Origin of the sequence: Nocardioides sp. 1609, assembly GCF_004522105.1 — a bacterium.
In the GTDB taxonomy this organism is placed as follows: domain Bacteria; phylum Actinomycetota; class Actinomycetes; order Propionibacteriales; family Nocardioidaceae; genus Nocardioides.
Window position 1 is genome coordinate 240,572 of sequence record NZ_SPUJ01000006.1, and the last position, 24,651, is coordinate 265,222.

Annotated in this window: 19 protein-coding genes; 6 read left to right on the forward strand and 13 right to left on the reverse strand. The window is 75.0% G+C overall.

Going from position 1 to position 24,651, the window contains the following annotated elements; translation table 11 throughout:
- The 3 genes from treY (at window position 1) to E4623_RS18075 (ending at window position 5,664) form a co-directional block, all read left to right on the forward strand.
- A complete protein-coding gene (treY, locus tag E4623_RS18065) occupies window positions 1-2,280 on the forward strand; it encodes a malto-oligosyltrehalose synthase (RefSeq protein ID WP_134767950.1) in 2,280 nt (759 codons plus the stop codon).
- On the forward strand, window positions 2,277-4,043 hold the full coding sequence (treZ, locus tag E4623_RS18070) for a malto-oligosyltrehalose trehalohydrolase (protein ID WP_134767951.1): 1,767 nt from the start codon (window positions 2,277-2,279) through the stop codon (window positions 4,041-4,043). The genes treY and treZ overlap by 4 nt, the downstream gene beginning before the upstream one ends.
- Before the next feature lie 82 nt (window positions 4,044-4,125).
- Entirely contained in the window at window positions 4,126-5,664 is a 1,539-nt protein-coding gene (locus E4623_RS18075; RefSeq protein WP_134767952.1) for a sulfatase-like hydrolase/transferase, read from the forward strand.
- A gap of 57 nt (window positions 5,665-5,721) precedes the next feature.
- Here the strand turns inward: E4623_RS18075 and E4623_RS18080 are convergent, their stop codons facing one another.
- From E4623_RS18080 to E4623_RS18100, 5 genes are all read right to left on the reverse strand, one after another.
- On the reverse strand, window positions 5,722-6,423 hold the full coding sequence (locus E4623_RS18080; RefSeq protein WP_209020745.1) for an NAD-dependent deacylase: 702 nt from the start codon (window positions 6,421-6,423) through the stop codon (window positions 5,722-5,724).
- Window positions 6,424-6,468: 45 nt separating this feature from the next.
- Window positions 6,469-7,092 (reverse strand): class I SAM-dependent methyltransferase, encoded by a 624-nt coding sequence (locus E4623_RS18085; protein WP_245155161.1) that lies wholly within the window; start codon window positions 7,090-7,092, stop codon window positions 6,469-6,471.
- Window positions 7,089-7,487: a hypothetical protein gene (locus E4623_RS18090; RefSeq protein ID WP_134767954.1), complete on the reverse strand. Its 399-nt coding sequence runs from the start codon at window positions 7,485-7,487 to the stop codon at window positions 7,089-7,091. Before E4623_RS18090 ends, E4623_RS18085 begins: the two co-directional genes overlap by 4 nt.
- The gene (locus tag E4623_RS18095) at window positions 7,484-8,047 is read right to left on the reverse strand and encodes a hypothetical protein (protein ID WP_134767955.1); all 564 of its coding nucleotides are present in this window, start codon (window positions 8,045-8,047) and stop codon (window positions 7,484-7,486) included. The genes E4623_RS18090 and E4623_RS18095 overlap by 4 nt, the downstream gene beginning before the upstream one ends.
- Window positions 8,048-8,158: 111 nt before the next feature.
- The gene (locus tag E4623_RS18100; RefSeq protein WP_134767956.1) at window positions 8,159-9,097 is read right to left on the reverse strand and encodes a 1,4-dihydroxy-2-naphthoyl-CoA synthase; all 939 of its coding nucleotides are present in this window, start codon (window positions 9,095-9,097) and stop codon (window positions 8,159-8,161) included.
- Window positions 9,098-9,154: 57 nt separating this feature from the next.
- Between E4623_RS18100 and E4623_RS18105 the strand changes: the two genes are divergently transcribed.
- Window positions 9,155-9,598 carry a nitroreductase family deazaflavin-dependent oxidoreductase gene (locus tag E4623_RS18105; protein ID WP_134767957.1) on the forward strand — a complete coding sequence of 148 codons (444 nt, stop codon included), beginning with the start codon at window positions 9,155-9,157 and terminating at the stop codon, window positions 9,596-9,598.
- 25 nt (window positions 9,599-9,623) lie between these two features.
- Here the strand turns inward: E4623_RS18105 and E4623_RS18110 are convergent, their stop codons facing one another.
- Genes E4623_RS18110 through recC form a run of 4 tightly spaced genes read right to left on the reverse strand, consistent with a single transcriptional unit; the run spans window position 9,624 to window position 18,939 of the window.
- On the reverse strand, window positions 9,624-10,235 hold the full coding sequence (locus tag E4623_RS18110) for an amino acid-binding protein (RefSeq protein ID WP_134767958.1): 612 nt from the start codon (window positions 10,233-10,235) through the stop codon (window positions 9,624-9,626).
- A gap of 42 nt (window positions 10,236-10,277) precedes the next feature.
- A complete protein-coding gene (recD, locus tag E4623_RS18115) occupies window positions 10,278-12,113 on the reverse strand; it encodes an exodeoxyribonuclease V subunit alpha (protein ID WP_134767959.1) in 1,836 nt (611 codons plus the stop codon).
- Window positions 12,110-15,496, reverse strand: a complete 3,387-nt coding sequence (locus E4623_RS18120) for a UvrD-helicase domain-containing protein (RefSeq protein ID WP_245155162.1) — start codon at window positions 15,494-15,496, stop codon at window positions 12,110-12,112. The genes recD and E4623_RS18120 overlap by 4 nt, the downstream gene beginning before the upstream one ends.
- On the reverse strand, window positions 15,493-18,939 hold the full coding sequence (gene recC, locus E4623_RS18125; RefSeq protein ID WP_134767960.1) for an exodeoxyribonuclease V subunit gamma: 3,447 nt from the start codon (window positions 18,937-18,939) through the stop codon (window positions 15,493-15,495). Before recC ends, E4623_RS18120 begins: the two co-directional genes overlap by 4 nt.
- A gap of 178 nt (window positions 18,940-19,117) precedes the next feature.
- On the opposite strand from recC, the gene E4623_RS18130 reads away from it, so the two are divergent.
- Window positions 19,118-20,221: a crosslink repair DNA glycosylase YcaQ family protein gene (locus tag E4623_RS18130; RefSeq protein ID WP_134767961.1), complete on the forward strand. Its 1,104-nt coding sequence runs from the start codon at window positions 19,118-19,120 to the stop codon at window positions 20,219-20,221.
- Window positions 20,222-20,245: 24 nt separating this feature from the next.
- Here E4623_RS18130 and E4623_RS18135 read toward each other — a convergent pair whose 3' ends face one another.
- From E4623_RS18135 to E4623_RS18145, 3 genes are all read right to left on the reverse strand, one after another.
- Window positions 20,246-20,740 carry a PGPGW domain-containing protein gene (locus E4623_RS18135; protein ID WP_134767962.1) on the reverse strand — a complete coding sequence of 165 codons (495 nt, stop codon included), beginning with the start codon at window positions 20,738-20,740 and terminating at the stop codon, window positions 20,246-20,248.
- A complete protein-coding gene (locus E4623_RS18140) occupies window positions 20,737-21,177 on the reverse strand; it encodes a PGPGW domain-containing protein (protein WP_134767963.1) in 441 nt (146 codons plus the stop codon). Before E4623_RS18140 ends, E4623_RS18135 begins: the two co-directional genes overlap by 4 nt.
- Window positions 21,178-21,248: 71 nt before the next feature.
- A complete protein-coding gene (locus E4623_RS18145; protein WP_245155163.1) occupies window positions 21,249-22,007 on the reverse strand; it encodes a lytic murein transglycosylase in 759 nt (252 codons plus the stop codon).
- 101 nt (window positions 22,008-22,108) lie between these two features.
- On the opposite strand from E4623_RS18145, the gene E4623_RS18150 reads away from it, so the two are divergent.
- Window positions 22,109-23,698 carry an adenylate/guanylate cyclase domain-containing protein gene (locus E4623_RS18150; protein WP_245155164.1) on the forward strand — a complete coding sequence of 530 codons (1,590 nt, stop codon included), beginning with the start codon at window positions 22,109-22,111 and terminating at the stop codon, window positions 23,696-23,698.
- Here the strand turns inward: E4623_RS18150 and E4623_RS18155 are convergent.
- Window positions 23,681-24,637, reverse strand: coding sequence for a C4-dicarboxylate ABC transporter (locus E4623_RS18155; protein ID WP_134767964.1), 957 nt, complete (start codon window positions 24,635-24,637; stop codon window positions 23,681-23,683). The genes E4623_RS18150 and E4623_RS18155 overlap by 18 nt on opposite strands.
- Between the last annotated feature and the right edge of the window lie 14 nt (window positions 24,638-24,651).

Consider the following 24,651-nt stretch of genomic DNA (forward strand, 5'->3'; position numbering starts at 1 on the left):
GTGCGCACCCCCACCAACACCTACCGGCTCCAGGTGCGGGCGTCGTTCGACCTGCACGAGGCGGCCACGCGACTGCCCTACCTGCGTGACCTCGGCGTCGACTGGGTCTACCTGTCGCCGCTGCTCGAGGCCGAGCCCGGCTCCGACCACGGCTACGACGTCGTCGCGCACGACCGGGTCGACCCGGCCCGCGGCGGCCGCGAGGGCCTCGACGTCCTGGTGGCCGAGGCGCGCCGGCTCGGGCTCGGCGTCCTCGTCGACATCGTGCCCAACCACGTCGGCGTCGCGACCCCGAACGCCAACGCCTGGTGGTGGGACCTGCTGACCCACGGGCGCGGCTCGCGCTACGCGGAGGCGTTCGACGTCGACTGGGACGTCGCGAGCGGACGGGTCCGGATCCCGGTGCTGGGCGACGACGGCACCGACGCCGTCGTCCACGACGCGGAGGCCGACGTCTTCCGCTACCACGACCACGCCTTCCCGGTCGCGCCCGGCACGACGACGCTCGACGAGCAGCACTACGAGCTGACGCACTGGACGGCGGCCGACGACGGGCTGAACTACCGGCGCTTCTTCGCGGTCAACACCCTCGCCGGCCTGCGCCTCGAGGTCCCGTGGGTCTTCGACGAGAGCCACGTGGAGATCAAGCGCTGGTTCGACGAGGGGCTCGTCGACGGCCTGCGCGTCGACCACCCCGACGGCCTGCGCGACCCGGGTCCCTACCTCGACGAGCTGGCCGCCCTCACGGGGGGCGCCTACGTCCTCGTCGAGAAGATCCTCGAGCCCGGGGAGGAGCTCCCGTCGTCGTGGGCGACGGCCGGCACCACCGGGTACGACGTCCTCGGCCAGATCGACCGGGTGCTCACCGACCCCGCGGCCGAGTGGGTGCTCCCGGGGTCCGGCCTCCACTACCCCGGGCTCGTCCACGACGCGAAGCGCTGGTGGGCCACGCACATGCTCCGCTCCGAGGTGCGCCGCGTCGTGCGCGAGCTCCCGGCGTCCCTCGTCGCCGGCGACGTCACCCCGGGCGACGTCCTGCTCGACGCCGAGGTGATCGAGGACGCCGTGGCCGAGCTGGTCGCGTGCTTCCCGGTCTACCGGTCCTACGTGCCCGACGGGCTCGCGACCCTCGAGGCCGCGACCGCGACCGCACGGGAGCGCCGGCCCGACCTTGCCGACACCCTGGACGCCGTGGCGCGGGTGCTCGCCGACCCGGCCGAGCCCGCCTCGCGCCGGTTCGAGCAGACCAGCGGCGCGACGATGGCCAAGGGCGTGGAGGACACCGTCTTCTACCGCTACAACCGGCTGACCTCGCTCAACGAGGTCGGCGGCGACCCGAGCCACTTCTCGCTGGGCGTCGACGAGCTGCACGCTGCCATGGCCCACCGACAGTCGGCCTGGCCGCACGCCATGACCACGCTGTCGACCCACGACACCAAGCGCGGCGAGGACGTCCGCGCCCGGATCACCGTACTCTCCGAGCTCCCCGCCCTCTGGACCGAGGCGTTCTCCCGGCTGCACGCCGCCGCCCCGATCGCCTCCGAGCACTTCGCCCCGCTGCTGTGGCAGGCCGTCCTCGGGGCGTGGGACGCCGACGACGCCGACCTGCGTCCGCGGCTGCACGCCTACGCCGAGAAGGCGATGCGCGAGGCCGGCGACCACACCACGTGGACCGAGCCCGACGAGGCCTTCGAGGCCGGCGTGCACGCCGCGGTCGACGCGGCCTTCGACGACGCCGAGGTGCGCGACCTCCTCGACGGGCTGCTCGCCGCCGTGGTCGAGCCCGGTTGGTCGAACGCGCTGGCCGCCAAGGCGATCGCGCTGACCGTGCCCGGCGTGCCCGACGTCTACCAGGGCTCCGAGCTGTGGGAGCAGTCGCTGGTCGACCCCGACAACCGGCGCGCGGTCGACTTCGACCTGCGCGCGGCGCTGCTCGCCGACCCCGACCTCGACCACCCGGCCCGCGCGAAGCTGCTGGTCACCAGCACCGCGCTGCGACTGCGCCGCGACCGGCCCGAGCTGTTCACGACGTACGCCGGCGTGGAGGCCGACGGCGACGCCGCCGCGCACGTCGTCGCGTTCGACCGCGGCGGGGTCGTCACGGTCGCCACCCGGCTGCCCGTCGGGCTCGCCGCCCGCGGCGGGTGGGGCGACACGACCCTGCGGCTCCCGCCCGGCGCCTGGCGCGACGCGCTCACCGACACCCCGACCGACGGCCGGCTGGCCGACCTGCTCGCCACCCACCCCGTGGCGCTGCTCGTCCAGGAGGACGACCGATGACCGCCACCACGGCTCCCCGCCCGGCCCGCGGACCCTTCGACGTGTGGGCCCCCGCGGCCCGGCGCCTGCGACTGTCGGTGGGCAGTGCGACGGTGCAGATGCACCAGACGGACGGCGGGTGGTGGACCCCGTCCGAGCCCACCCCCGACCCGGCGAAGGGAGACGTCGACTACGGCTACCTCATCGACGACACGGACGCGCCCCGACCCGACCCGCGGTCGCGGCGCCAGCCGGCGGGCGTCCACCAGCGCTCGCGAACCCACCGCCCCGAGAGCTTCTCGTGGAGCGACGACACGTGGACGGGTCGTCAGCTGGCCGGCGCGGTGATCTACGAGCTGCACCTCGGCACCTTCACGCCCGAGGGCACCCTGGACGCCGCGCTCGGCCGGCTCGACCACCTGCGGTCCATCGGCGTCGACCTCGTCGAGCTGATGCCGGTCAACTCCTTCAACGGCACCCACAACTGGGGCTACGACGGGGTCGCCTGGTTCGCGGTCGACGAGACCTACGGCGGGCCCGAGGCCTACCAGCGCTTCGTCGACGGCGCCCACGCCGCGGGCCTCGGCGTGATCCAGGACGTCGTCTACAACCACCTCGGTCCCTCGGGGAACTACCTGCCCGAGTTCGGGCCCTACCTCAAGCAGGGCCGCAACACCTGGGGCGACCTGGTCAACCTCGACGGCGACGACGCCGCGGAGGTGCGCCGGCTGATCCTCGACAACGTGCGGATGTGGCTCGACGACTACCACGTCGACGGGCTGCGGCTGGACGCCGTGCACGCGTTGCAGGACGACTCGGCCACCCACCTGCTCGAGGAGATGGCCGTCGAGGTGGCAGCGCTCTCGGCGCACCAGCGCCGGCCGCTGACGCTGATCGCGGAGTCCGACCTCAACGACCCGAAGCTGATCACCCCCCGCGAGGCCGGCGGCTACGGCCTCGACGCGCAGTGGAGCGACGACTTCCACCACGCGGTCCACGTGGCGCTCACGCGCGAGACGACCGGCTACTACGCCGACTTCGAGCCGCTCGGCGCGCTGGCCAAGGTGATCGAGCGCGGCTTCTTCCACGACGGCACGTTCAGCTCCTTCCGCGAGCGCGACCACGGCGGCCCGGTCGACACCGCCGCGATGCCGACCTGGCGCCTCGTGGTGTGCAGCCAGAACCACGACCAGATCGGCAACCGCGCGATCGGCGACCGGATCACGGAGGTCCTCGACGACGACCAGCTCGGCTGCGCGGCGCTGCTGACCCTCGCCGGGCCGTTCACGCCGATGCTCTTCCAGGGCGAGGAGTGGGCGGCGTCGACGCCGTTCCAGTTCTTCACCTCGCACCCGGAGCCGGAGCTGGGCCTGGCCACGGCCCAGGGCCGGATCGCCGAGTTCGAGCGGATGGGGTGGGACCCGGCCGTCGTCCCCGACCCGCAGGAGCCCGAGACGTTCACCCGCTCCAAGCTCGACTGGACCGAGGCGGAGTCGGGGCGCGGCGCCCGGATGCTCGCGCTCTACCGCACCCTCGCCACGCTGCGCCGGACCCGGCCCGAGCTGACCGACCCGGCGTTCTCCCGCAACCGGGTCGAGGTCGACGAGGACGCCCGGGTGCTCCGGCTGCACCGCGGCGCCCTGCTGGTCGCGCTCAACCTGGGCGAGACGCCGGCGCGCCTCGAGGTGGCCCAGTCCGAGGTGCTCGCCGCGACCGCGTCGGGGGCCGAGCTCGCCGACGGCGTCCTGGTGCTGCCGCCGCACGCCGGCGCGCTCCTGGGCTGAGCGCTCGGCGTCCTCGAATGGAGTCGGGGCGGCCCGGAACGTAGCCTGGGCCGCTCCCGCGCACGGATCGGATGCTCCCTTCTTGAAGTCGAAGCTGCTCCTCTGCGCGCTGCTGATGACCCTCCTGGGCACCGTGGCGTGCAGCCAGGAGCACCCCGAGGGGGCCGACCGGTTCCGGGCCGCGACCCTCGATCCGACCGACGCCACGACGGGCACCACGACGGGCACCGACGACGGGCGACCGCTGCCGGCGTCCGACCGCAACGTCGTGGTCGTGGTGGTCGACGACGCCAGCGACATCTCGTGCGAGGAGCTGCCGCGCTTCCTGCCGCGGACCAGCGCGCTGCTGCGCGACCGGGGCCGCTGCTACGAGAACGCCACCGTCACCAGCCCGGCCTGCTGCCCGTCGCGCGCGGTGCTGCAGACCGCGCAGATGGGCCACAACAGCGGCGTCACCCGGCAGATCGACGCCGACCGGCTGCGGGTCGAGGACACCCTGCAGCACCAGCTCACCGAGGCCGGCTGGGACACCTACGGCACCGGGAAGTACTTCAACGGGATCAGCTCGTGGCTCTTCGAGTCCGGCGAGAGGTCGAGCGGGTTCCTGACCTCCGACTTCTGGGAGGGCTCGAAGTACTACGGCTACCCGCTGTGGAACGACGAGACCCAGCAGCCCGAGGTGCAGACCGACGGCGTCCACACCACCACCCGCACCGGGCAGTTCCTCCGCTCGTTCATCGCCGACCACGCCGGCGGTGAGCGGCCGTTCTACGCCTACGCCGCCTTCAAGGCCCCCCACACCGACAACTCCATGGAGAAGCTCGTCCAGCGCGACCCGATCCCGACCGAGGCCAACCGCGACCGCCCCGTGCCGCCCTTCCGCTGGCGGCCCGAGACCGACACCAGCGACAAGCTGCCGATCTACCAGCAGCAGCTGCGACCGCGGAGCTTCTACGAGCGGCGCTACGAGGCGCGCACCCGCTCGATGTACGACGTCGACGACGAGATGGGCAAGACCTTCGACCTGCTCCGCGACCTCGGCGAGCTCGAGGACACCGCGATCCTCTTCGTCAGCGACAACGGCTACCACCTCGGCGAGAACGGGTGGGAGACCAAGGGCGACCCGTACGGCGCGGCGATGGACGTGCCGATGCTGGCCTGGCTGCCGTCGGCGTTCGGGGAGGGCGTCGTCGACACCCGCCCGGTCGGCCTGATCGACGTCGCGCCGACGGTCTACGACCTCCTCGGCCTGACGCCCGACCACCTCGTCGACGGGCACTCGCTGCTGGACGACGAGCGCCGGACCGGCACGTTCTACGAGCTCGAGAACGAGCACTCGGAGGACCTCCTCAAGGAGGCCGGCCGCAACCCGGGACGCGTGCCGACGTGGGCGATGTACCGCTCAGGACGAAACAGCTACGTCGAGTACTACCGGCACGACGGGTCGCTGATCCGCAGCGAGTTCTACCGCGGCCGCGACTACGACGAGAACCTGCTGTGGCCCGGCAACCGCGCCCGTCGACCCGACGACGAGACGCTCGCCTGGTTCCGCGCGCGACTCCTGGAGGGCCGGACGTGCGCCGGCACCGTCGAGCAGGGCAGCGCGAACCCCTGCCCCTGAGCCGACCGTCGCGACCGCGGGGGCCGTCGGGGCCGCGCGGACCGGGCGTGGACAGGTTCAGGCGGGCTCGAGGGTCGCCAGGACCTCGTCGACCCAGGCCGGCACCAGCACGCCCGCCGGACCGTGCCGGGCGTCGTCGAAGTACTCGGTGCCCTCGCTCGGCTGCAGGTTGAGCTCGATCGTGCGGGCGCCGTACCGGCCGGCGAACTGCACGAACCCCGCGGCGGGGTAGACCGCCCCCGAGGTGCCGATCGAGACGAACACGTCGGCGCGCTGCAGGGCGACCTGGATCTGGTCCATGCCGTAGGGCACCTCGCCGAACCACACGACGTCGGGCCGCAGCTCGGCGACCCCGCACCCCGGGCACGGCGGGAAGTCGCCCAGGTCTCCGGTCCACGGGACGTGCTGGTCGCAACCGCGGCACAGCGCGGAGCGCAGCTCGCCGTGCATGTGATGCACGTGCCGGGACCCGCCCCGCTCGTGGAGGTCGTCGATGTTCTGGGTGACGAGGAACAGCCGGTCCCCCAGCGCCGCCTCGAGACGCGCGAGGGCGACGTGCGCGGGGTTGGGCTCGACGGTGGCGAGGGCGGCGCGACGGGCGTCGTAGAAGGCCTGGACGACGGACGGCTGGGCCTCGTAGGCCTCGGGCGTCGCGACGTCCTCGACCCGGTGGCCCTCCCAGAGCCCGTCGGCGTCCCGGAAGGTCGGCACCCCGCTCTCCGCGGAGATCCCGGCTCCCGTCAGCACCACGACCCTCATGGACCCCAGCCTCCCACGTGAGGGCGGTCACCGGTCGCGACGGTCTCAGGCGTCGTGCCGTCGGGCCTCGTGCACCGTGACGACGTAGCCGGGGTCGGCCTCGACCGGGTCGCGGTCCCACGACGACCAGCGCTCGACCTCACCCAACCCGGCAGCGCTCATCGCCGCGTCGACCTCCGCGTACGGCGTCGGCGGGCACCCCTCGGGCAGGTGCGCCGCGTCGAGGCCGAACCCGCAGACCAGCAGCCCGCCGGGCGCCACGTGGGCGGCGAGCCGGGTGCACGCCCGACCCAGCGCGCCGTCCTCGAGCAGCGGGAGGGTGTTGCCGGCCACGAGCACGACGTCGAAGGTGCGCCCCAGGTCGAAGGCGGCCAGGTCCGCGAGGTGCCAGGTCAACGCCGGCGCGGACAGCCGGGCCTCCTCGAGCATCACCGGGTCGACGTCCAGGCCGACGACCTCGTGACCGAGGTCGGCCAGCCGCGACGCGATCCGCCCGGTGCCGCAGCCGGCGTCGAGCACGGACGCCGGCGGCTCGACGAGGCGGGCGAGGAACCTCGCCTCGCCGTGGACGTCCTCGCCGCGCTCGGTCATCTGGTGGAACCGCTCGGCGTACCAGCGGCCGTAGTCGTCGCCTCCCGCGGCGCGGGCGATCTGCTCCCAGCGGCTCACGTGCGGCTCCTCTCGGCGACGACGACGGCGACCGACGCGAGACCGAGCACCGTGTGGGCGCCCAGCGTCGCACCCACGACGTCCGGCACGAGGTGCCGGAGCCGGAGGGCGAGGGCGAGCAGCACCGCCAGGTGCACGGTGACCGCGACCACCCAGGGCCAGGGCGACCAACGACGCGCGAGCAGCGCGACCCCGAGCACGCCCGGCGCCGCCAGCACCCAGCCGAGGCCCGCGGCGTACGGGACGGCGCCGTGGTCGAGCAGGAACCGCGCCAGCCCGACACCGTCGACGCCGGCGCCGCGGGCGACGTACCAGGAGGCGGCGGCGGCCACCGCGACCACGGCTCCTCCGACGAGGTGTCCCGGCAGGCGGGTCGGCGGGGCTCCGGCGCTCACTCCGTCGACGGGGTCGCGGACGGCGAGGGCGACGGCGGCCGGGCGCCGGTGTACCCGCCGCCGGAGATCCGGATCTGCTCCTCCTCGTCGTCGACGTCGCCGATCCCGGAGATGCAGGACCGACCGTCCTTCTCCTCCACGAAGACCCGCACCTCGAGGTCCTGGCCCTCCAGGCCCTCCTCGCTGCTGGACGCCTCCACGACGAACGACCCGGTCGCACCGTCGGACACGTCGCTGACGGCGTAGTCGACCGCCGGGTCGACGGTGCCCGAGCGCTCGCGCGCGTCGTTGATCATGGTCTCCAGGGTCTGCCGGTAGAGGTCGATCGGCGCCTCGCAGAGCAGGTCGATCCCGGCCCCGATGTCGAGCTCCTCGGCCGCCTCGACCGCCAGGCCCGCGACGTCGTCGACGTTCTCGGCCTCCTCGGCGCTCTTCGCGTCGCTGAGGAACAACGTGAGGACGGCGACGCCGGCCAGCACGACCATGACCGCGCCGACCGCGATCCACGGCAGCCATCCCCGGAGGGTGTGGGGGCCGCGCTCGGGTCCGGTGAGCTCCATGGGACCAGTACAGCAGCACGACCGGCGCCCTCGGCGTCCACCACTCGTGTCGCCTGGTGGTGCGGCACCGGCGAGGCGGCGCCGGTCGGTGGTAGCGGTCGGCAGCAGCGGTCAGTAGTACCAGGGGTACGGCGACCAGTCGGGCTCGCGCTTCTCGAGGAACTGGTCGCGGCCCTCGGCGGCCTCGTCGGTCATGTAGGCGAGGCGGGTGGTCTCGCCGGCGAAGATCTGCTGGCCGACGAGACCGTCGTCGATGGCGTTGAAGGAGAACTTGAGCATCCGCTGCGCGGTGGGCGACTTGCCGTTGATCAGCCGCCCCCACTCCAGCGCGGTGGCCTCGAGCTCGGCGTGCGGGACGGCACGGTTGACGGCGCCCATCCGCACGCCGTCCTCGGCGGAGTACTCCTGGCCGAGGAAGAAGATCTCGCGGGCGAACTTCTGCCCGACCTGGCGAGCGAGGTAGGCGGAGCCGAAGCCGCCGTCGAAGGAGCCGACGTCGGCGTCGGTCTGCTTGAACCGCGCCTGCTCGGTGCTGGCCAGGGTGAGGTCGCAGACGACGTGGAGGCTGTGGCCGCCGCCGGCGGTCCAGCCGGGGACCACGCACAGGACGACCTTCGGCATGAACCGGATCAGCCGCTGGCACTCCAGGATGTGGAGCCTGCCGAGCCGGGCCTTGTCGGGGACCGGACCGGCGCCGGAACCGCTCCCGGACGACGTGGGTGCCTCGTACTGGTAGCCGGTGCGACCCCGGATCCGCTGGTCGCCGCCGGTGCAGAAGGCCCACTTGCCGTTCTTGGCGCTCGGGCCGTTGCCGGTGAGGATCACGCAGCCGACGTCGGACGTCGTCCGGGCGTGCTCGAGGGTGCGCAGCAGCTCGTCGACGGTGTGCGGCCGGAAGGCGTTCAGCACGTCGGGCCGGTCGAAGGCGATCCGGACGGTGCCGTGCGCCCTCGCCCGGTGGTAGGTGAGGTCGGTCAGGTCCTCGAATCCCGGGACGACGTCCCACGCGTCGGCGTCGAACGTCTCGGACACACCCTCGATGGCGCTCATGGCAACGCACGCTATCGGGTGAGGAATCCGAGCCCGTGGGGTGATGTTGTGGACGGCATGACACTCGAAGGCGAGTACGAGCCCAGCCCCTCCCAGTGGGTCCGCGACCAGGTGGAGCGCTACGAGGCCACCGGTGGCCGGGAGGCCAACACCCTCCCCGACCACCCGGAGTGGCCCATCGTGGTGATCACCTCGCGCGGCGCCAGCTCCGGCAAGCTCCGCAAGAACCCGGTGATGCGGGTCGAGAAGGACGGCGTGTACGCCGCCGTCGCCTCGAAGGGCGGCGACCCGGAGCACCCGGTCTGGTACCACAACTTCATGGCGCACCCCGAGGTCGACCTGCAGGACGGCCAGGAGCCGCACACCTACCGCGCCCGCGTCGCCGAGGGCGAGGAGCGCGCCGAGTGGTGGGAGCGCGCCGTGGCGCAGTACGCCCCGTACGCGGAGTACCAGGAGAAGACCGACCGCGAGATCCCGGTGTTCCTGCTCGAGCGGACCTGACGGGTCAGGCCGCCCCGAGCTCCGCTCAGCCGCGCGCGATGGAGGCGGCGAGCCCGGTCAGGTGGCCCAGGCGGGCGATCTCGGAGTCCAGGAACTCGGGGCCGCCGCGGCGGGCGACGATGACGATCTGGTTGCCGTCGAGGCGGGCCCCGGCGTACAGGTTCTGGCTGTCGGCGTCGTCGTCCATCTCGAGGCGGACGGCGTGCTCGATCTCGAGGAACCCGAGGTCGCTCGGGGCGGCACCCGTCGCGTGCTGGACGCCGTCGGAGCGGTGCACGCGGGCGGCCCAGTCGACGCGGAAGGTGCCCGGGAGGACCTGGACCAGCCGGTCGAGCGCCTGCGCCGGGTCGGCGGTGAGCTCCTCGATGGCCTCGAGGTCGAGCACCAGCCCGCCGGAGACGTAGCGGCTGATCCACACCACCTCGACCCCGTCGATGGCGTTGCAGGCCGACACGATCGAGTCGGGCATGATGCCGGGCTCGGTGTCGAGCATGACGTCGTCGACGGCGGTGCCGTCGTGCCGCTTCTCGACGATCTCGATGGCCTCGATGTCGCCACCGGCGACGCCGATCGCGCTGGCCAGACGGCCCAGCGATCCGGGGACGTCGAGGAGCTCGACACGCAGCAGGTACGGCACCCACCCGACCCTAACGGCCACTCGTTTCGGCGTCGTTGCGGGTCAGCCCGCGGTCGGGACCGTGTCGACGTCCCTCGCAGCCCGGATCCGGCCGGCGAGGCCGGACGCGCGCTGCGCCTGCTGCTGGACGGCGGCGCGGACGGCGGCCTCGGAGCCGACCACCCGCACGTGCTGCTGGGCACGGGTCACGGCGGTGTAGAAGAGCTCGCGGGTCAGCAGCCGCGACGCCGCGTCGGGCAGCAGCACGGTGACCCGCTCGGCCTGGCTGCCCTGGCTCTTGTGGATGGTCATCGCGTGCATCGTCTCGACGGCGTCGAGCCGGCCGGGCGCGAAGTCGCGCAGCCGCTCGGAGCCCGCCACCCACGCCCGCAACCGCCCGTCGGCGCCGAGGACGGCGGCCCCGGTCTCGCCGTTGTAGACCTCGAGGGCGTAGTCGTTGCTGGTCACCAGGATCGGCCGGCCGGGGTACCACTCGCCGTAGATCGGCTGGCCGGTGGCGTCGGTGATCCACCGCTCGACCTGGCGGTTCCAGTGGCGCACGCCGTAGGGGCCCTCCCGGTGGGCGCACAGCAGCCGGTGCCGGTCGAGCGCGCGGACCGCGGCCTCCGGGTCGCCGGCCAGGGCGGCGTCACGCACCGTCGTCGCGGAGGCGAGCGCGTCGTCGTGCAGCGCGGCGCCGGTGGCCTCGAGCCCGTCGGTCTCGACGAGCTCGACCTCGTCGCCGCCGCGACGGAGCACCTCGAGCACCTCGTCGGGGTCGCCGAGGCGCAGCGCCTCGGCGAGGGCCTTGATGTCCTCGGTCGAGCGGTGGTTGCGGGTCAGGGAGGCGACCGGTGACCCCGCGTCGCCCTCGAAGCCGCGGACGACGTCGGCGAGCACCGCCCCGGCGCCGACCGGCGTGAGCTGGTGCGGGTCGCCCACCAGGATCAGCCGCGACTGCGGTCGCACCGCCTCGAGCAGGCGGCCCATCATGGTGAGCTCGACCATCGAGCACTCGTCGACGACGACGACGTCGTACTTGAGGCGGTTGGTGCGGTCGTGGCGGAACCGGGTGGCGTTGTCGGGACGCCAGCCGAGCAGCCGGTGCAGGGTCAGCGCGTCGGGGTTGCCGACGAGCGCACGGTCGCCCTCGTCGAGGCCGGCGAGCTCCCCCAGCACCGCTTCCTGCAGCCGGGTCGCGGCCTTGCCGGTCGGCGCGGCCAGTGCGATCGAGAGGCGGGCGCCGGGCTGCCGGACGGCGTGCTGCGCGGCCAGCAGCACCAGCAGCCGGGCCACCGTCGTCGTCTTGCCGGTGCCGGGTCCGCCGGTGAGGACGGTCGTCGACTGGCGGACGGCCCGTGCGGCGGCCGCGCCCTGCTCGGCGCTGAAGTGGTCGCCGGCGACGCGGGCCAGCGCGGCGGCGAGGGCGGGCTCGTCGACGTCGGGCACGGGGACGTCGACGCGGGCCAGCAGGTCGGCGCAGACCTGTGTCTCCAGCCGGTGGTAGCGGTCGAGGTAGACCAGCGGCGCCTCGTGCCGGAGCACCCCCTGGGCGACCAGTGGCGACGCCGCGACGGCGTCGGCCCACGTGCCGGGCGCGGGCCAGGCCAGCCCGACCGCCTCGTCGGCGAGCGCGGCGACGGTGGTCAGGTCGACGCAGACCGAGCCGTGTCGGATCCCGCGGACGGCGAGGGCCACCGCCAGGAGGACCCGTTCGTCGCTCTCGCCGCCGAGGTCGCCGACCCGGGACGCGACGTGGACGTCGCTCGCCTCGAGCACCCCGGCCGCGTTGAACGCGGCCAGCAGGCCACCCCGGCTCGTCGCCCCGGCGGCCAGCCGCCGGTCGTGCTCGGGCCACGGCTCGGGCTGGGTCGTCCCCGCGGTCGGCACGGCGGTCATCGGGGCCCTCCGTCGAGCAGGTCGGAGGTGGCCTCCAGCAGCGCCACCGGCGGGCGCCACACGAACACCCCGCACGGGGCGCCGTCGACGAGGGGTGTCTCGGGGCCGCAGAGCCCGCGCAGGTAGAGGTAGAGGACGCCGCCGAGGTGGCGCTCGGGGTCGTAGCCCGGCTGCCGCCAGCGCAGGAAGCGGTGCAGCACCACGGCGTAGAGGAGCGCCTGCAGCGGGTAGTCGGAGTGGCCCATCGCGGCGTCGAGCGCCTCGGGCCGGTAGGAGTGGGCCGTCAGCGGCTCGTCGCGGGGGCCGAGCCAGTTGGTCTTGTAGTCGACGATGACGTAGGTCGGCTCGTCGTCCCCGCCCGGCCCGCTCGTGCGGAGGACGACGTCGACCGAGCCGGTGAGGTAGCCCCGCAGCGCCTGCTCGCCGAGGGCCGGCACGGCCAGCGCGTCGGCGTAGCCGCGGACCGGGTCTCCCTCGGGCAGGTGCTCGCGCAGCAGCGGCGCGAGGTCGCCGAGGAGGACGGGCCGGCCGGATCCGCCGCCGTCGCGGTCGCCGCCGGAGAGCGGCAGCTCGAAGTCGAGCTCGCGGAGCCGGTCGCGCAGGGCGACCTGCCGCAGGCTCCGGCCGCCGACGGCCGGGCCGAGCGGGGTCTCGCAGACGGTGACGAGGGCGTCGGCGAGCCGGTCGCGGTCGAGGTCGACCGGCCAGCGCAGGAGCTGCTCGTCGACGTGGGCGAGCAGCTCGGCGCGCAGGTCGGGTGCGTCGGGGTCGGCGTGCTCGAGGACGGCGTGCACCAGCGACCCGAAGGTCGCGCCGACGGGAAGGTCGGCCATCGGCGACGGGACGCCCGCGGTGTCGTGGTCGGCGCCCGCGTCGAGCGCGGCCTCGGCCAGCGCCTCGACGTCCTCGTCGTCCTTGGGCGTCTGCTCGGGCTCGCTGCCGACGCCGGGAGCCGCGGCGGCCTCGACGTTGCTCAGCGCGGAGTACGACGTGCGGCGCCACGTCGTGTCGACCTCGCGCCCGAACCGGCGGACCGCGAGCGCCCCCACCGGGTCGCGGTCGGGGTCGGGGCCCGGGTCGGCCCACACCGAGGCCTCGGGAGCCGGTCCGCCGCGGTCGCGCCACGCCCCGAAGAGCGCCACGACGGCGTCGTCGGCCGGCACCGGCGGCAGGTCGGGGACGTCGGTCTCGCCCGACGCGCGCAGCAGGAGGCGGTGCAGCGGCGAGGCGACGGCGTTCTTGGTGGGCGCCCACCAGGCCACCACCTGTGACTGGGCGCGGGTGAGCGCGACGTAGAGCAGCCGCAGCCACTCGCCCGCCTCCTCGTCGGTCCAGCGGCCGACGTGGTCACCCCAGGCGGGCCCGCCGCCGCCGACGTCGAGGCAGCGGGCGCCGTCGGCGTCGTGGAACAGCGGTCGGGTCGGTTTCGGCACGAAGCGGTCGGCGAGGGCCGGGAGGTAGACGACGGGGTACTGGAGGCCCTTGCTCGCGTGGATCGTGACGAGCTGGACGGCGGCCGCGTCGGAGTCGAGGCGGCGGGTGCGCTGGGTGCCGCGCCCGGCCCGGCCCTCGGCCACCTGGGCGCGCAGCCAGGCGAGCAGCGACACCAGGCCGAGGTGCTCGGACTGGGCGACCTCGTGCAGCGCCTCGCCGATGTGACGCAGGTCGGTGAGGCGCCGCTCCCCGCCGATCTCCCGGAGCACCCGCCGCGGCAGCCCGCCGGCCGAGGCCGCCTCGAGGACGGCGGCCACGCCGCGCCGGTCGACCACCTCGACCCAGCGCCGCAGCGTCTCGGCGACGTCGTCGGTGAGCCGGTCACCCTCGGTGGCGAGCTGCCCGACCGTCCTGCCGAAGAAGCAGGTCAGCGCGGCGGCACGCACCCGGGCGCTGCGGTGGGGCTGCTCGAGCGCCTCGAGCAGGGTGAGCCACTCCACGGCGGCCGGGGTGGCGAACACGCTCCCCCCGCCGGCGATCACGGCGGGGACGCCGACCTCGTGCAGCGCCCGCTGCGAGGCGGCCAGGTCGGCGTGGCGGTAGCAGATCACCGCGACGTGGTGGGGCTCGAGCGGCTCGCCCGCGAAGGTCGGCCTCGCCGCGAGCAGGCGGCGCACGTCGAGGGCGAGGTCGCGCGCGACGTGCGCGCGGACGTCGGCGACGGGCAGCGAGGCTCGCGGCCCCTTGCCGAACGCGTCGCGGCGCACCACGCGCAGGCGGAACGGCGACGGCGACGGCGCGCCGGCGAGCCGCGACTCGGTGTGGTGGGCGGTGACGGGGCGCACCACGATCCGCTCGTGGCCCAGGCGCGCGCCCACGAGGAGCTCCTGGAAGCCGGCGAGCAGGGCGGAGTCGCTGCGCCAGTTGACGGCGAGGGTCTGCTGGGTCGTGGCCGTCTCCGCCGCCTGGAGGTAGGTGGTGACGTCGCCGCCGCGGAAGGCGTAGATGGCCTGCTTCGGGTCGCCGATCAGCACCATCGTGGCGCCGCCGTCGAGACCGCTGAAGGCCCGGTCGAGGACCTGCCACTGCACCGGGTCGGTGTCCTGGAACTCGTCGACGAGCACGATCGACCAGCGCTCGCGCATCCGCACCCGGGCCGGGGAGTCGTCGCTCTCCAGGGCCTCGGCGAGCTGGCTGAGCAGGTCGTCGTAGGACAGCACGCCGAGCTGCCGCTTGCGCAGCTCGACCTCCTCGCGCACCTTCTCGGCGAACGCGACCCGGCGGCCCACCGTGGTGCTGCGGTCGGCGTCGGCCGGCTCGAGCCGGGCCTGCGGGTCGCCCACGGCCGCGCGGGCGATCGCCATCGCCTCGGCGTGGCTGAAGACCGGCGCGGTGTCGGCGAAGGCGAAGGCGCGCAGGTAGAGGTCGTCGACGACCTCCTCGACGAGGTCGTCGAGGTCCTCGACGAGGCGGGCGCGCGCGTCGGTGTCGCCGGCCACGCCGAGCGAGCCGAGCACCAGCGAGCAGAACTGGTGCGTCGTGGCGATCGTGGCGGCGTCGAACCCGGCGAGCGCCTCGACGACCCGCCGGTGCCGGCGGCCGCGCTCGGCGGCGTCGACGTCGACGAGCTGCTGCAGGAACGCCGACCCCTCGGCCGGGACGTCGGGGTCACCGGCCAGCAGCCGCTCGGCCTCGACCAGCTGGGCACGCACCCGCTCACGGAGCTCCTGGCTCGCCGCGCGACCGAAGGTGACCACGAGCATCTCGTCGAGCCGGGCCACGCCCTCGGCGACGTAGCGGGTGACCAGCGCGCCGATGGTCCAGGTCTTGCCGGTGCCGGCGCTCGCCTCGAGCAGGGTGGTGCCGGCACCCGGCAGCGGCTCGGTGATGTCGAAGGGACGCATGTCCTCGACGCCGGTGCCGGGCTGGTCGGACGCAGGGGTGCTCACAGCGGACCGACCTTCTCTGCCCCGGTCAGCAGCGGCTCCCAGACCTGCCAGGCGTACGTCGCGAGCCCGGCCTCCATCAGCACCTCGACCGGGGTGTCGTCGCCGTAGGCGCGGCGGTGGTGGGCGTCGGCGTCCTCGCCCTCGATGCCGAACGGGTGGTAGGGGTCGGTCTCCCAGGCCCGGCGTGCGAGGGCGAGGGCCGAGACGTCCTCGCCCATCGACTCCCGGACGTGTCCCTCGGCCCAGGCGGCCGCGGTCGCGATCGGCACCGGGAGCGGCGACCGGAGCCCGAGGTCGCGCAGCTCGACCAGGGTGCGCAGCCAGCCGGTCGCGCGGTGGTCGAGCGGCCCGGCCAGGGCCCGTCGGGGACCGGCCTTCTCGCGGCCGACGGCGTGCGCGGTGAACGACTCGTCGGGGCGCGAGGCGCTCAGGGCGAGCAGTTCGATCCAGGAGTGCAGCCGCTGGCGCGGCTTGAGCCGCGAGAACCCGAGGCTGACCAGCTTGGAGCCGTGGACGCCGTTGACGGTGCCGGAGAGGCGCCGCCCCCCGCCGAGGTCGACGTCGACGTCGATCGTGCGCGCGCCGCCGGCCCGCAGGTCGGCGGTGCTGGTCAGCAACCGTCCGCACTCGGCGACGGTGTCGCCGAGGGACGCGACACCGAGCCGCCCGGGCGGCAGCGAACCGCGCAGCTGCTCGGCGAGCATGACCGCGTCGGCGTCCTGCCCGGCGAGCAGCTCGCGCAGGAGGTGGTCGCCGATCCCCCACTTCTCGAGGGCGTCGAGCTCGATCGGGATCGCGTCGGCGACGTCGTCGGGTGCGAGCGGCGTGGAGACGTCGAGGCGCTGGCGCAGGAACGAGCGCACCGGGTGGGCGAAGAACGCCTTGAGGTCGGCAAGCGACACGTCGACGGGCGCGGCCGGGGCGAGCTGCTCGGCGAAGAGCCGGGCCGGCGGGGTGCGCTCGGCGACCGCGGCCCGGGCGCCGGCCAGCGAGGCGACGTCGAAGCTGAACGGCCGGCTCGTGTCGCCCGCGACGAGGGCACCCGGCAGGAGGTTCCTGGGGTCGTGCGGCTGCAGCGGGTGACGGACGAGGACGTGCTCGCGCACCGCAGCGGACGTCGTGCGGTCGGCGGCGTCGAGGATCTCGCCGAGCGGCACCGCCGGCGGCCGGCTCGCACCGGAGTGCTCGTTGGCGCCGGTGTAGGTGAGCACGACCTTCTCGGTGGCGGCCATCAGCGCGTCGAGGAGCAGCTGGCGGTCCTCGCTGCGGACGTCGCGCTCGCCGGTGAGCGGCCGCCGCGCCAGCACGTCGTCGCCGTCGGGGGTGACCAGGCGCGGGAAGGCGCCGTCGTCGAGGCCGACGACGCAGACGACCCGGTGCGGCACCGAGCGCATCGGCACCAGGGTGGCGACGGTGAGGGAGCCGGTGCGGAAGTTGGCGCGGGTGGGCCGGCCACCGAGCCGGGAGTCGAGCATCGCGCGGACGTCGGCCAGGCGCAGCGGCACGCCCGGGCCGTCCTCGTCGACCCCGCCGCCCACCTCGCCTGCGTCGCCTGCGTCGCCGGCGGCGCGCGCGAGCTCCCGCTCGAGCTGCGGCACCTGCCAGGCGTCGTCGAGCGCCACGTCGGCGAGGCCGCGGACGCCGGTGGTGAGTGCGGCCATCCACTCCGAGACGCCGGTGGCGGCGGCCAGCGCGTCGAGGCAGCGGGCCAGCCGGTCGACGAGCTCGGCCAGCGAGCCCGCGAGGTCGATGTCGGAGCTGCCGACGTCGTCGACGGGCAGCCCGCGGCCGAGGTGACGGTGGTCGTCGCCGCTGAGCGCCACGCCGAGCAGGATCCGGTCGATCCCGGCGCGCCAGGTGTTGTGCTCGAAGCGGCCCATGGCGTAGCGGGAGCGCTGGGCGGCGTCGAGGCCCCACCGGATGCCGGCCTGGCCGACCCAGCGGGTGATCCGGTCGAGGTCGTCGTCGGAGAAGCCGAACCGGTGCCGCACCGCGGGTGTCGCGACGAGGTCGAGGACGGCGGACGCGGTGACCCGCCCGCCCGCGAGCTCGACCAGGGTGGCGGCGACGGCGAGGAGCGGGTTGGTGCTGGTGAGCGCGCGGTCGGCGAGCCGGACCCGCAGCGTGTGGGCGGGATGCCCGCCGCCCGTCCCGCTGCCCGTCCCGCTGCCCGTCCCGCCGCCCGTCCCGCTGCCCGCCGCGTCGGCGACGACGTCGGCGAGCCCGAACCCTGCGGAGACCAGCGGCGCGAAGGTCTCGATGTCGGGGCACATCACCAGGATGTCGCGCGGCTGCAGGGTCGGGTCGTCGGCGAGCAGGCCGACGAGCACCTCCCGCAGGACGTCGACCTGGCGGGCCGGCCCGTGGCAGGCGTGCACCTGGAGGCTGCGGTCGGCGGGGTCGAAGGGGCGCACCGCGCGCTCGGCGGGCGTGGGGGCGTGGTTGGCCCGGAGGTCGTGCTGGAGGAGGCCGAGCAGGGTCGTCGGCGTGGCCGCGTCGTCGGCGACGACGACGTCGTCGGCCGGCAGGTCGAGCGTGCGGCGCAGCTCGCGGGTGTCGCGGCCGAGCGAGGCGAGCAGCGGGTGCCCGACCACGTCGGCCGAGCGGTCGTCGTCGCGCGGGACGACGCCAGCGGGCCCCGCGAGCCGGCCCAGGTCGCGCCACAGGGCCGGGGACGGCTGCGGCAGCCACAGGTGGACGTCGCGGGTGGTCGCGAGCGCCTGCAGCAGCGCGACCTCGGTGACCGGCAGCCGGGTGTGCCCGAAGAGGGAGAGCCGGCCGGGCAGGTCGAGCCCACCGAGGTCGACCGGGGCGCCGGACGCGAGCCGCGCCACCGTGCGGGCGTGCCGCTGGTCGGGTGCCTCGACCCCGACCCGGGCCACCAGCCGGCGCCAGAGCTCGGCCTGCCAGCGCAGGTCGGCGGCGAGCGGGCCGCCGGCGCCGTCGGTGTCGCGGCCCTCGCGCCAGTCGGTGACCAGCTGCGGCCGCTGGACGGCGTACGACGCCATCAGTCCGGCGAGGCGGCGGGCGACGGAGTAGCGACGGTCGCGGCGCAGCTCGGCGTCGCGCCCCTCCAGGCCGTGACCGAGGTGTCGCGCGAGGGTGGCGCACCACGGCTCGTCGAGCGAGGCGTCGATGGTCGCGAGCAGCGGCCAGACGAGCCGGTCGGGTGACCACGGGTCGTCGTGGTCGCGACCGAGCAGCATCGCCACCAGCGACCCCGGCCGCAGGAACCGCACGCCCGCGCACACGCCGTCGCCGCCCCGTGGCCCCACCCCGACCCGGTGCGAGATGCGCTGGGCGAGCCACCGCTCGACGCCCTTCTCGGGCACCACGACGACCTCCTGCGCGAACGGGTCGGCCAGCGGCTCCGTCGCCAGCAGCTCACCGACGGCGTCGGCGAGCTGGTCGGTGCGCGCGGCGCGGTGCACGTGGAGGGTCATCGTGCGGCGAGCCTAGAGCCCGGCGGGGACAGGCACCGCCGGCAGTCGGCCGGGGGGTGCCCGATCCGCGCAATTGCCGCGGATTGCTCGACTCGCGGGCCAGGAACTGGCCACACGTGGGCAATTGCGCGGATGGGGCACCCCGCCGAACGCCACCGCCCGACCTAGGCTGCTGCGCATGGTCACCCCGGTGGAGCTCTCCCGGACCGACGCGCGACGCGTCGCGGTGCGCGCCCAGCTGCTGACGGCCGACCGTCCGAGCGACGTCCTGGACGTCGTCCGCCACCTCACGTTCGTGCAGCTCGACCCGACGAACGCCGTCGCGCCCAGCGCCGACCTGGTGCTGTGGGGCCGGATCGGGGCCGACTACGACCCGGCCGAGCTGCGCGACCTCGTCGACCAGCAGGTGCTCGTCGTGCACCACATGCTCGCGCGGCCCGCCGAGGACCTCGCGCTCTACCGCGCGGACATGGCGCAGTGGCCGGGGCCCGAACCGCTGCGGCCGTGGCAGGAGAGCGTGCGCGACTGGGTCGCGGCCAACGACGCGTGCCGCCGCGAGGTCCTCGCCGTGCTGCGCGGCGACGGACCGCTGCCGGCGTCGGCGTTCGAGGACACCTGCGAGGTGCCGTGGCCCTCCAGCGGGTGGAACAACGACAAGAACGTGAAGATGCTGCTCGCCCAGATGGTCGAGCGGGGCGAGGTCGCCCGCGCCGGTCAGGACGGCCGCGACCCGCTCTGGGACCTCGCCGAGCGGATCTACCCCGACGACCCGGTCCCCGACGTCGCCGAGGCCGAGCGGCTGCGCGACGAGAAGCGGCTCCGTTCGCTCGGCATAGCCCGCGCCCGCTCGCCGAAGATGCCGATCGAGCCGAACGGCGTCGGCGCGGCCGGCGTCCCCGCGGTCGTCGACGGCGTCAAGGGCGCCTGGCGGGTCGAGCCGTCGCTGCTCGACCTCGCCTTCACCGCCCGCACCGCGCTGCTGTCGCCGCTCGACCGGCTGGTGGCGGACCGGAGACGGCTCGCGGAGGTCTTCGAGTTCGACTACGTGCTGGAGATGTACAAGCCCGTCGCCCAGCGGATCTGGGGCTTCTGGGCGATGCCGGTCCTCCACGGCGACCGGCTCGTGGGCAAGCTCGACGCCACGGCCGACCGCGACGCCGGCGTCCTGCGGGTGACCGCGGTGCACGAGGACGACCCGTTCGACCCCCGGACCCGCGCCGCCGTCCAGGACGAGATCGCCGCGCTGGCGGACTGGCTGGGGCTGGCGCTCGAGCTGCCGTGACGCCGGGCCGAGGACCAGCCGCCGTCAGTCGCGGTGCTGGATCTCCCGGTAGTCGCGGTCGGCCTCGTCGATGTCGCGCTCGAGCTCGGCGACGGCGTCGGGCTTGCCGTGGAAGCGGCGGTAGGAGTAGATCAGCAGCGCGACCGCGATGACCGCGGAGGCGAGCAGGGTGCTGCCGGTGCCGACGCCGCCGGTGAGCCAGAGCCAGTCGGGCAGCGGCCACCAGGCGGGCTGCTCGGGGCCGACGATCCACAGGACGCCGCACGCGGTGATGAAGAGGACCCCGAGGCACGAGAACGCGATCCGCAGCGGGGTCTCGACCGACTCGGCCGCGCCTTTGAGCGCGCGGTACTTGATCGGGTCGAGGCGGCGCTCGGCCCACTCGTACTGCTGGGAGAGGATCGCGAGCCCGCCGAAGACCATGAGGAGCCCCGGTCCGGGGAGGATCAGGGCGGCCACGCCGGCGACCAGCAGCAGCCAGCCGATAGCCTCGACTCCGATGCGCTTGGCCGCCTTCATGACCCGAGCATCCCAGAGCGGGTCAAGCGGCACGCGTAGGCCCAGCCGACGAGGGCCAGGGTGAGCAGTCCCGACACCACCTGGCCGATCCCGGTCCACAGCCCGCCCGGCAGCCAGGTCCACGCCGGCAGCACCCACCACGACGGCTGGTCGGGCGCCCAGACCCACAGCAGCCCGGACGCCGCCAGCGCGGCGCAGACCGCGAGCGACAGCGCGGCCCGGGCGTGGGTCGCGACTCCACGCCGGGCCCCGGCGAGCGCCCGGTCCCGCAACGCGTCGACCCGCCGCGCCGCCCACGCGTGCTGCTCGGCGAGCACGGCGAGCCCCGCCGCCATCAGCAGCAGGCCCGGCCCCGGCAGCGGGAACAGCACGACACCGACCACGAGCAGCGTCCAGCCCAGCACGGACCAGCCCGCGCGTCCCAGCCGCGTCCGCATGGGCGCGAGGGTGCCCGACCCGCACGAACCCCGGACGACGCCCGCGAGAACGCCGGGTGACCGGTCGAGCGTCAGGAGCCCGCGCTGCCGGCGTACCGGGTCGCGGCCGCGTGCACGTCGACGGCGTAGACCCGCGCGTTGTTGTAGCTGAGCAGGGCGTCGGTCCACCCTGACCCGTCGGTGAGGTCGCGACCGCCCGCGCAGAGGTACTCGGCGGCGGCCAGCGCCGCGTCGTCGAGGTCGTTGGGGTCGCGGACACCGTCACCGTCGCCGTCGGCCTCCCAGGTCTCCCAGGTCGTCGGGATGAACTGCATCGGCCCGACAGCGTGGTCCCAGAGGGGGTCGTCGTGCCACTGGGTCGACGTCGCCGTCGCCGGGATCGCGGCGAACGCACCCGACCCGTCGAGCGCCGGCCCCAGGATCCGGGACGACGAGCGCCCGTCGGCGCCCAGCGTGCGGCCGCCGATGGTGCCGTGGTGCGACTCCACCCAGCCGATGCCGGCGAGCGTCGTCCAGCCGACCCCGCAGCCGTCCGGCGCGGCGAGCTCGGCCCGGGCGTAGGCCTCCAGCGCGAACGGCTCGATCCCGGTGGCGCCCGCGACCCGCGCCAGCCACGCCGGGTCCACCCGCGGGACGTCGGCCTGCGCCGTGCCCGTCACCGCCGGCACCGGTGGGTCGACCGGCGCCGCCTCGAGCGCCTTCGGCGGCGGCGTCAGGTCGCGCACCTCCGGGCTCGCGTAGAGGCGCTGGTGGGCGACGTACGCGCCGCCGGTCAGGGCGACGAGCGCCACGAGGAGGAGGACCGTCGTCCGCAGGGAGCGGTCGATCACGAGCGGGGAGTCATCGGGTCGGCACGTCTCTGGAGGCTGGGGAGGGGAGCAGGTGCATTCTCCCACCACCGATCCGGACCCGGCGCCCTAGGCTCGCCGACGTGACGCACGGACAGGGGGGCCGCGGGAGTCGTGGCGGACGGGTCAGCCCGTTCGGCTCGCGCCTGCTCGGTCCCGTCGACCAGTCGGCTCGCGCGCTGCGCGTGCGGGTGCAGCTGCTGCTCACCGCCATGCTCGTCACGACGCACCTGATCGGCGCCGCTGTCGTGGTGGTCATCTCGAGCGTGGTGATCCCGGCGCCGCCCCCGAACCGCGGCACGGTCCTGTCGCTGGTGATCGGCGTGCCGGTGTACGTCGCGCTCGCGGTCGTCGTCGGCGTCGCGGTCGGCACCACGACCACCCTCCGCGCGACCCGCTGGGCGATGGCCGGCGCGACGCCGGGTGCCGGCGACCGGGAGCGCACGCTCGAGGTGCCCGTGCGCCTGACCGCGATGCAGGCCGCGCTGTGGTGCGGCGCGGTGCTCCTCTTCACCGCGCTCGCGGTGCTGCTCCAGCCCGGGCGGGCCCTGACGACCGCCGCGACCGTCAGCATCGCGACCGCCGTCGTGTGCGCCGTGGCCTACCTGCTCACCCAGTTCGCGATGCGGCCGCTGGCGGCCCGCGCGCTGGCGACGGCGCCGATCAGCTCGGGCCCTCGCGGGGTGGGCGTCGGCGCCCGGATGGTCATCTTCTGGTGCCTGGGCACCGGCGTCCCGGTGCTGGGGCTGATCATCCTGGCGCTCCTCACGCTCACCGGATCGGAGACCTCGCTGACCCGGCTAGCCGTCACCACGATCGTCATCAGCAGCGTCGTGCTGGTCTTCGGCCTCTTCATCACCGTGCTCAACGCCCGCTCCGTGGTCGCGCCGGTGCTCTCGGTGCGCGACGCGCTGCTCGACGTCGAGCGGGGCGACCTCGACCGCGCCGTCCCGATCTACGACGGCACCGAGCTCGGCCTCCTCCAGTCGGGGTTCAACCAGATGGTGGCGGGCCTGCGCGAGCGCGAGCACCTGCGCGACCTGTTCGGGCGCCACGTCGGCCGCGACGTCGCGGCCGCCGCGGCGGCGGCCGGCACGGACGGCCAGGTCGAGCTCGGCGGCGAGACCCGGACCGCGACCGTGCTGTTCGTCGACCTGGTCGGCTCGACGACGTACGCCGCCGGGCACTCGCCCGCCGAGGTCGTCGAGGTGCTCAACAGGTTCTTCGGCGTCGTCGTCGACGAGGTCGACCGGCACCACGGGCTGGTCAACAAGTTCATGGGCGACGCCGTGCTCGCGGTCTTCGGCGCCCCGGTCGAGCTCGACGACGACGCCGGCGCCGCGCTCGCCGCCGCCCGTGCGATGGCGCGCCGGCTGGCCGAGGAGGTGCCCGAGGTCGGCGCCGGGATCGGGGTGGCCACCGGCGAGGTCGTGGCCGGCAACGTCGGGCACCGCAGCCGCTTCGAGTACACCGTGGTCGGCGACGCCGTGAACTCCGCCGCCCGCCTCACCGACCTCGCCAAGGACGAGCCCGGCCGGGTGCTGGTGGCCCGCGGCTCGGTCGAAGCCGCGCACGGCGACGAGGCCGGGCACTGGCGCGACCACGGCGCCGTCACCCTCCGCGGACGGTCGGAGGAGACCGCGGTGTCGGTGCTGTCAGCCGCGCAGGAGTGACCCGTCGCGGAGGCCGCCGAGGGTGCCCGCCGCCGCGACGACCCACCCCGTGGTGAGGACGACGGTCAGGACGCCGGCCACCTCCCCCCAGCCGAGCGCGGCGGCGCCGGTGACGACGGTCGCCACCGGGAACGTCGCCGACCACCACGCCAGTCCAAACGACGGCCGGGCGCGCACCACGACGACGGCCACCACCGCCAGCCAGAGCAGCGCGGCGCCGAGGACCGGCACCCCGACGTACGGCGTCAGGGCGGCGAGCCACGGGAGCCCGGAGCGCTCCCCGAGGTGGTGCAGGGCGGTCACGGACTGGCCGAGCGGACCGAGCACCACCAGCCAGGCCGGCGCGGTCGCGGCCGGGCCGAACCCGTGCCGGACGACGCGCCGCGCGAGCACGACCAGCACCCGCACGGCGCCGGCGACCCCGAGGACCAGCAGGGCGTGGCAGAGCAGCAGCAGCGCGGTCCGCCCGGGGCCGGGCCCGGGGGGCACCAGTGCCGCCCCGGTCGCCGCGGAGACCACCGGCGGCACGACCGGGAGCAGCCACCACGGCCCGACGTCCGCCAGCGGCGTGCCGGCGCTGCGCCGCGGCACGACGACCGCCGTCCACACGCCCAGGGTGGTGCCCGCCGTCCAGAGCAGCGCGGCCAGCGGCGCGCTCGGCGCCCCCGCGCCGACCACCATCGGCGCCATCGCGGCCGCCCCGAGGAAGTGCCGCTGCACGGGGTGGTCCAGGAACGAGCGGGCGCGCCCGGCCGTCAGCACGACGAGTGCGACGAGCAGCGCCGCGGCGGCGTCCCAGAGCGGGCGGGCGTCGAGCGCCAGGGCGACCGCACCGGTGCCCATCACCGTGGTGAACCACGCCGGGCCCACGACGGCGCGACGGGGGACCGGTCGGGACCGGCGGGGTGACCGGACGGGACGGGAGGCGAGGAGGAGCACACCTCCAGGTTCGT

What these genes read in the sequence shown, in the direction of transcription:
- E4623_RS18080 (WP_209020745.1), bottom strand. Translation starts at nt 6,423, where the DNA reads ATGAGGGTCGTGGTGCTGACGGGAGCCGGGATCTCCGCGGAGAGCGGG.
- recD (WP_134767959.1), bottom strand. Translation starts at nt 12,113, where the DNA reads ATGACCGCCGTGCCGACCGCGGGGACGACCCAGCCCGAGCCGTGGCCC.
- recC (WP_134767960.1), bottom strand. Translation starts at nt 18,939, where the DNA reads ATGACCCTCCACGTGCACCGCGCCGCGCGCACCGACCAGCTCGCCGAC.
- E4623_RS18130 (WP_134767961.1), top strand. Translation starts at nt 19,118, where the DNA reads ATGGTCACCCCGGTGGAGCTCTCCCGGACCGACGCGCGACGCGTCGCG.
- treZ (WP_134767951.1), top strand. Translation starts at nt 2,277, where the DNA reads ATGACCGCCACCACGGCTCCCCGCCCGGCCCGCGGACCCTTCGACGTG.
- E4623_RS18140 (WP_134767963.1), bottom strand. Translation starts at nt 21,177, where the DNA reads ATGCGGACGCGGCTGGGACGCGCGGGCTGGTCCGTGCTGGGCTGGACG.
- E4623_RS18105 (WP_134767957.1), top strand. Translation starts at nt 9,155, where the DNA reads ATGACACTCGAAGGCGAGTACGAGCCCAGCCCCTCCCAGTGGGTCCGC.
- E4623_RS18095 (WP_134767955.1), bottom strand. Translation starts at nt 8,047, where the DNA reads ATGGAGCTCACCGGACCCGAGCGCGGCCCCCACACCCTCCGGGGATGG.
- E4623_RS18100 (WP_134767956.1), bottom strand. Translation starts at nt 9,097, where the DNA reads ATGAGCGCCATCGAGGGTGTGTCCGAGACGTTCGACGCCGACGCGTGG.
- E4623_RS18135 (WP_134767962.1), bottom strand. Translation starts at nt 20,740, where the DNA reads ATGAAGGCGGCCAAGCGCATCGGAGTCGAGGCTATCGGCTGGCTGCTG.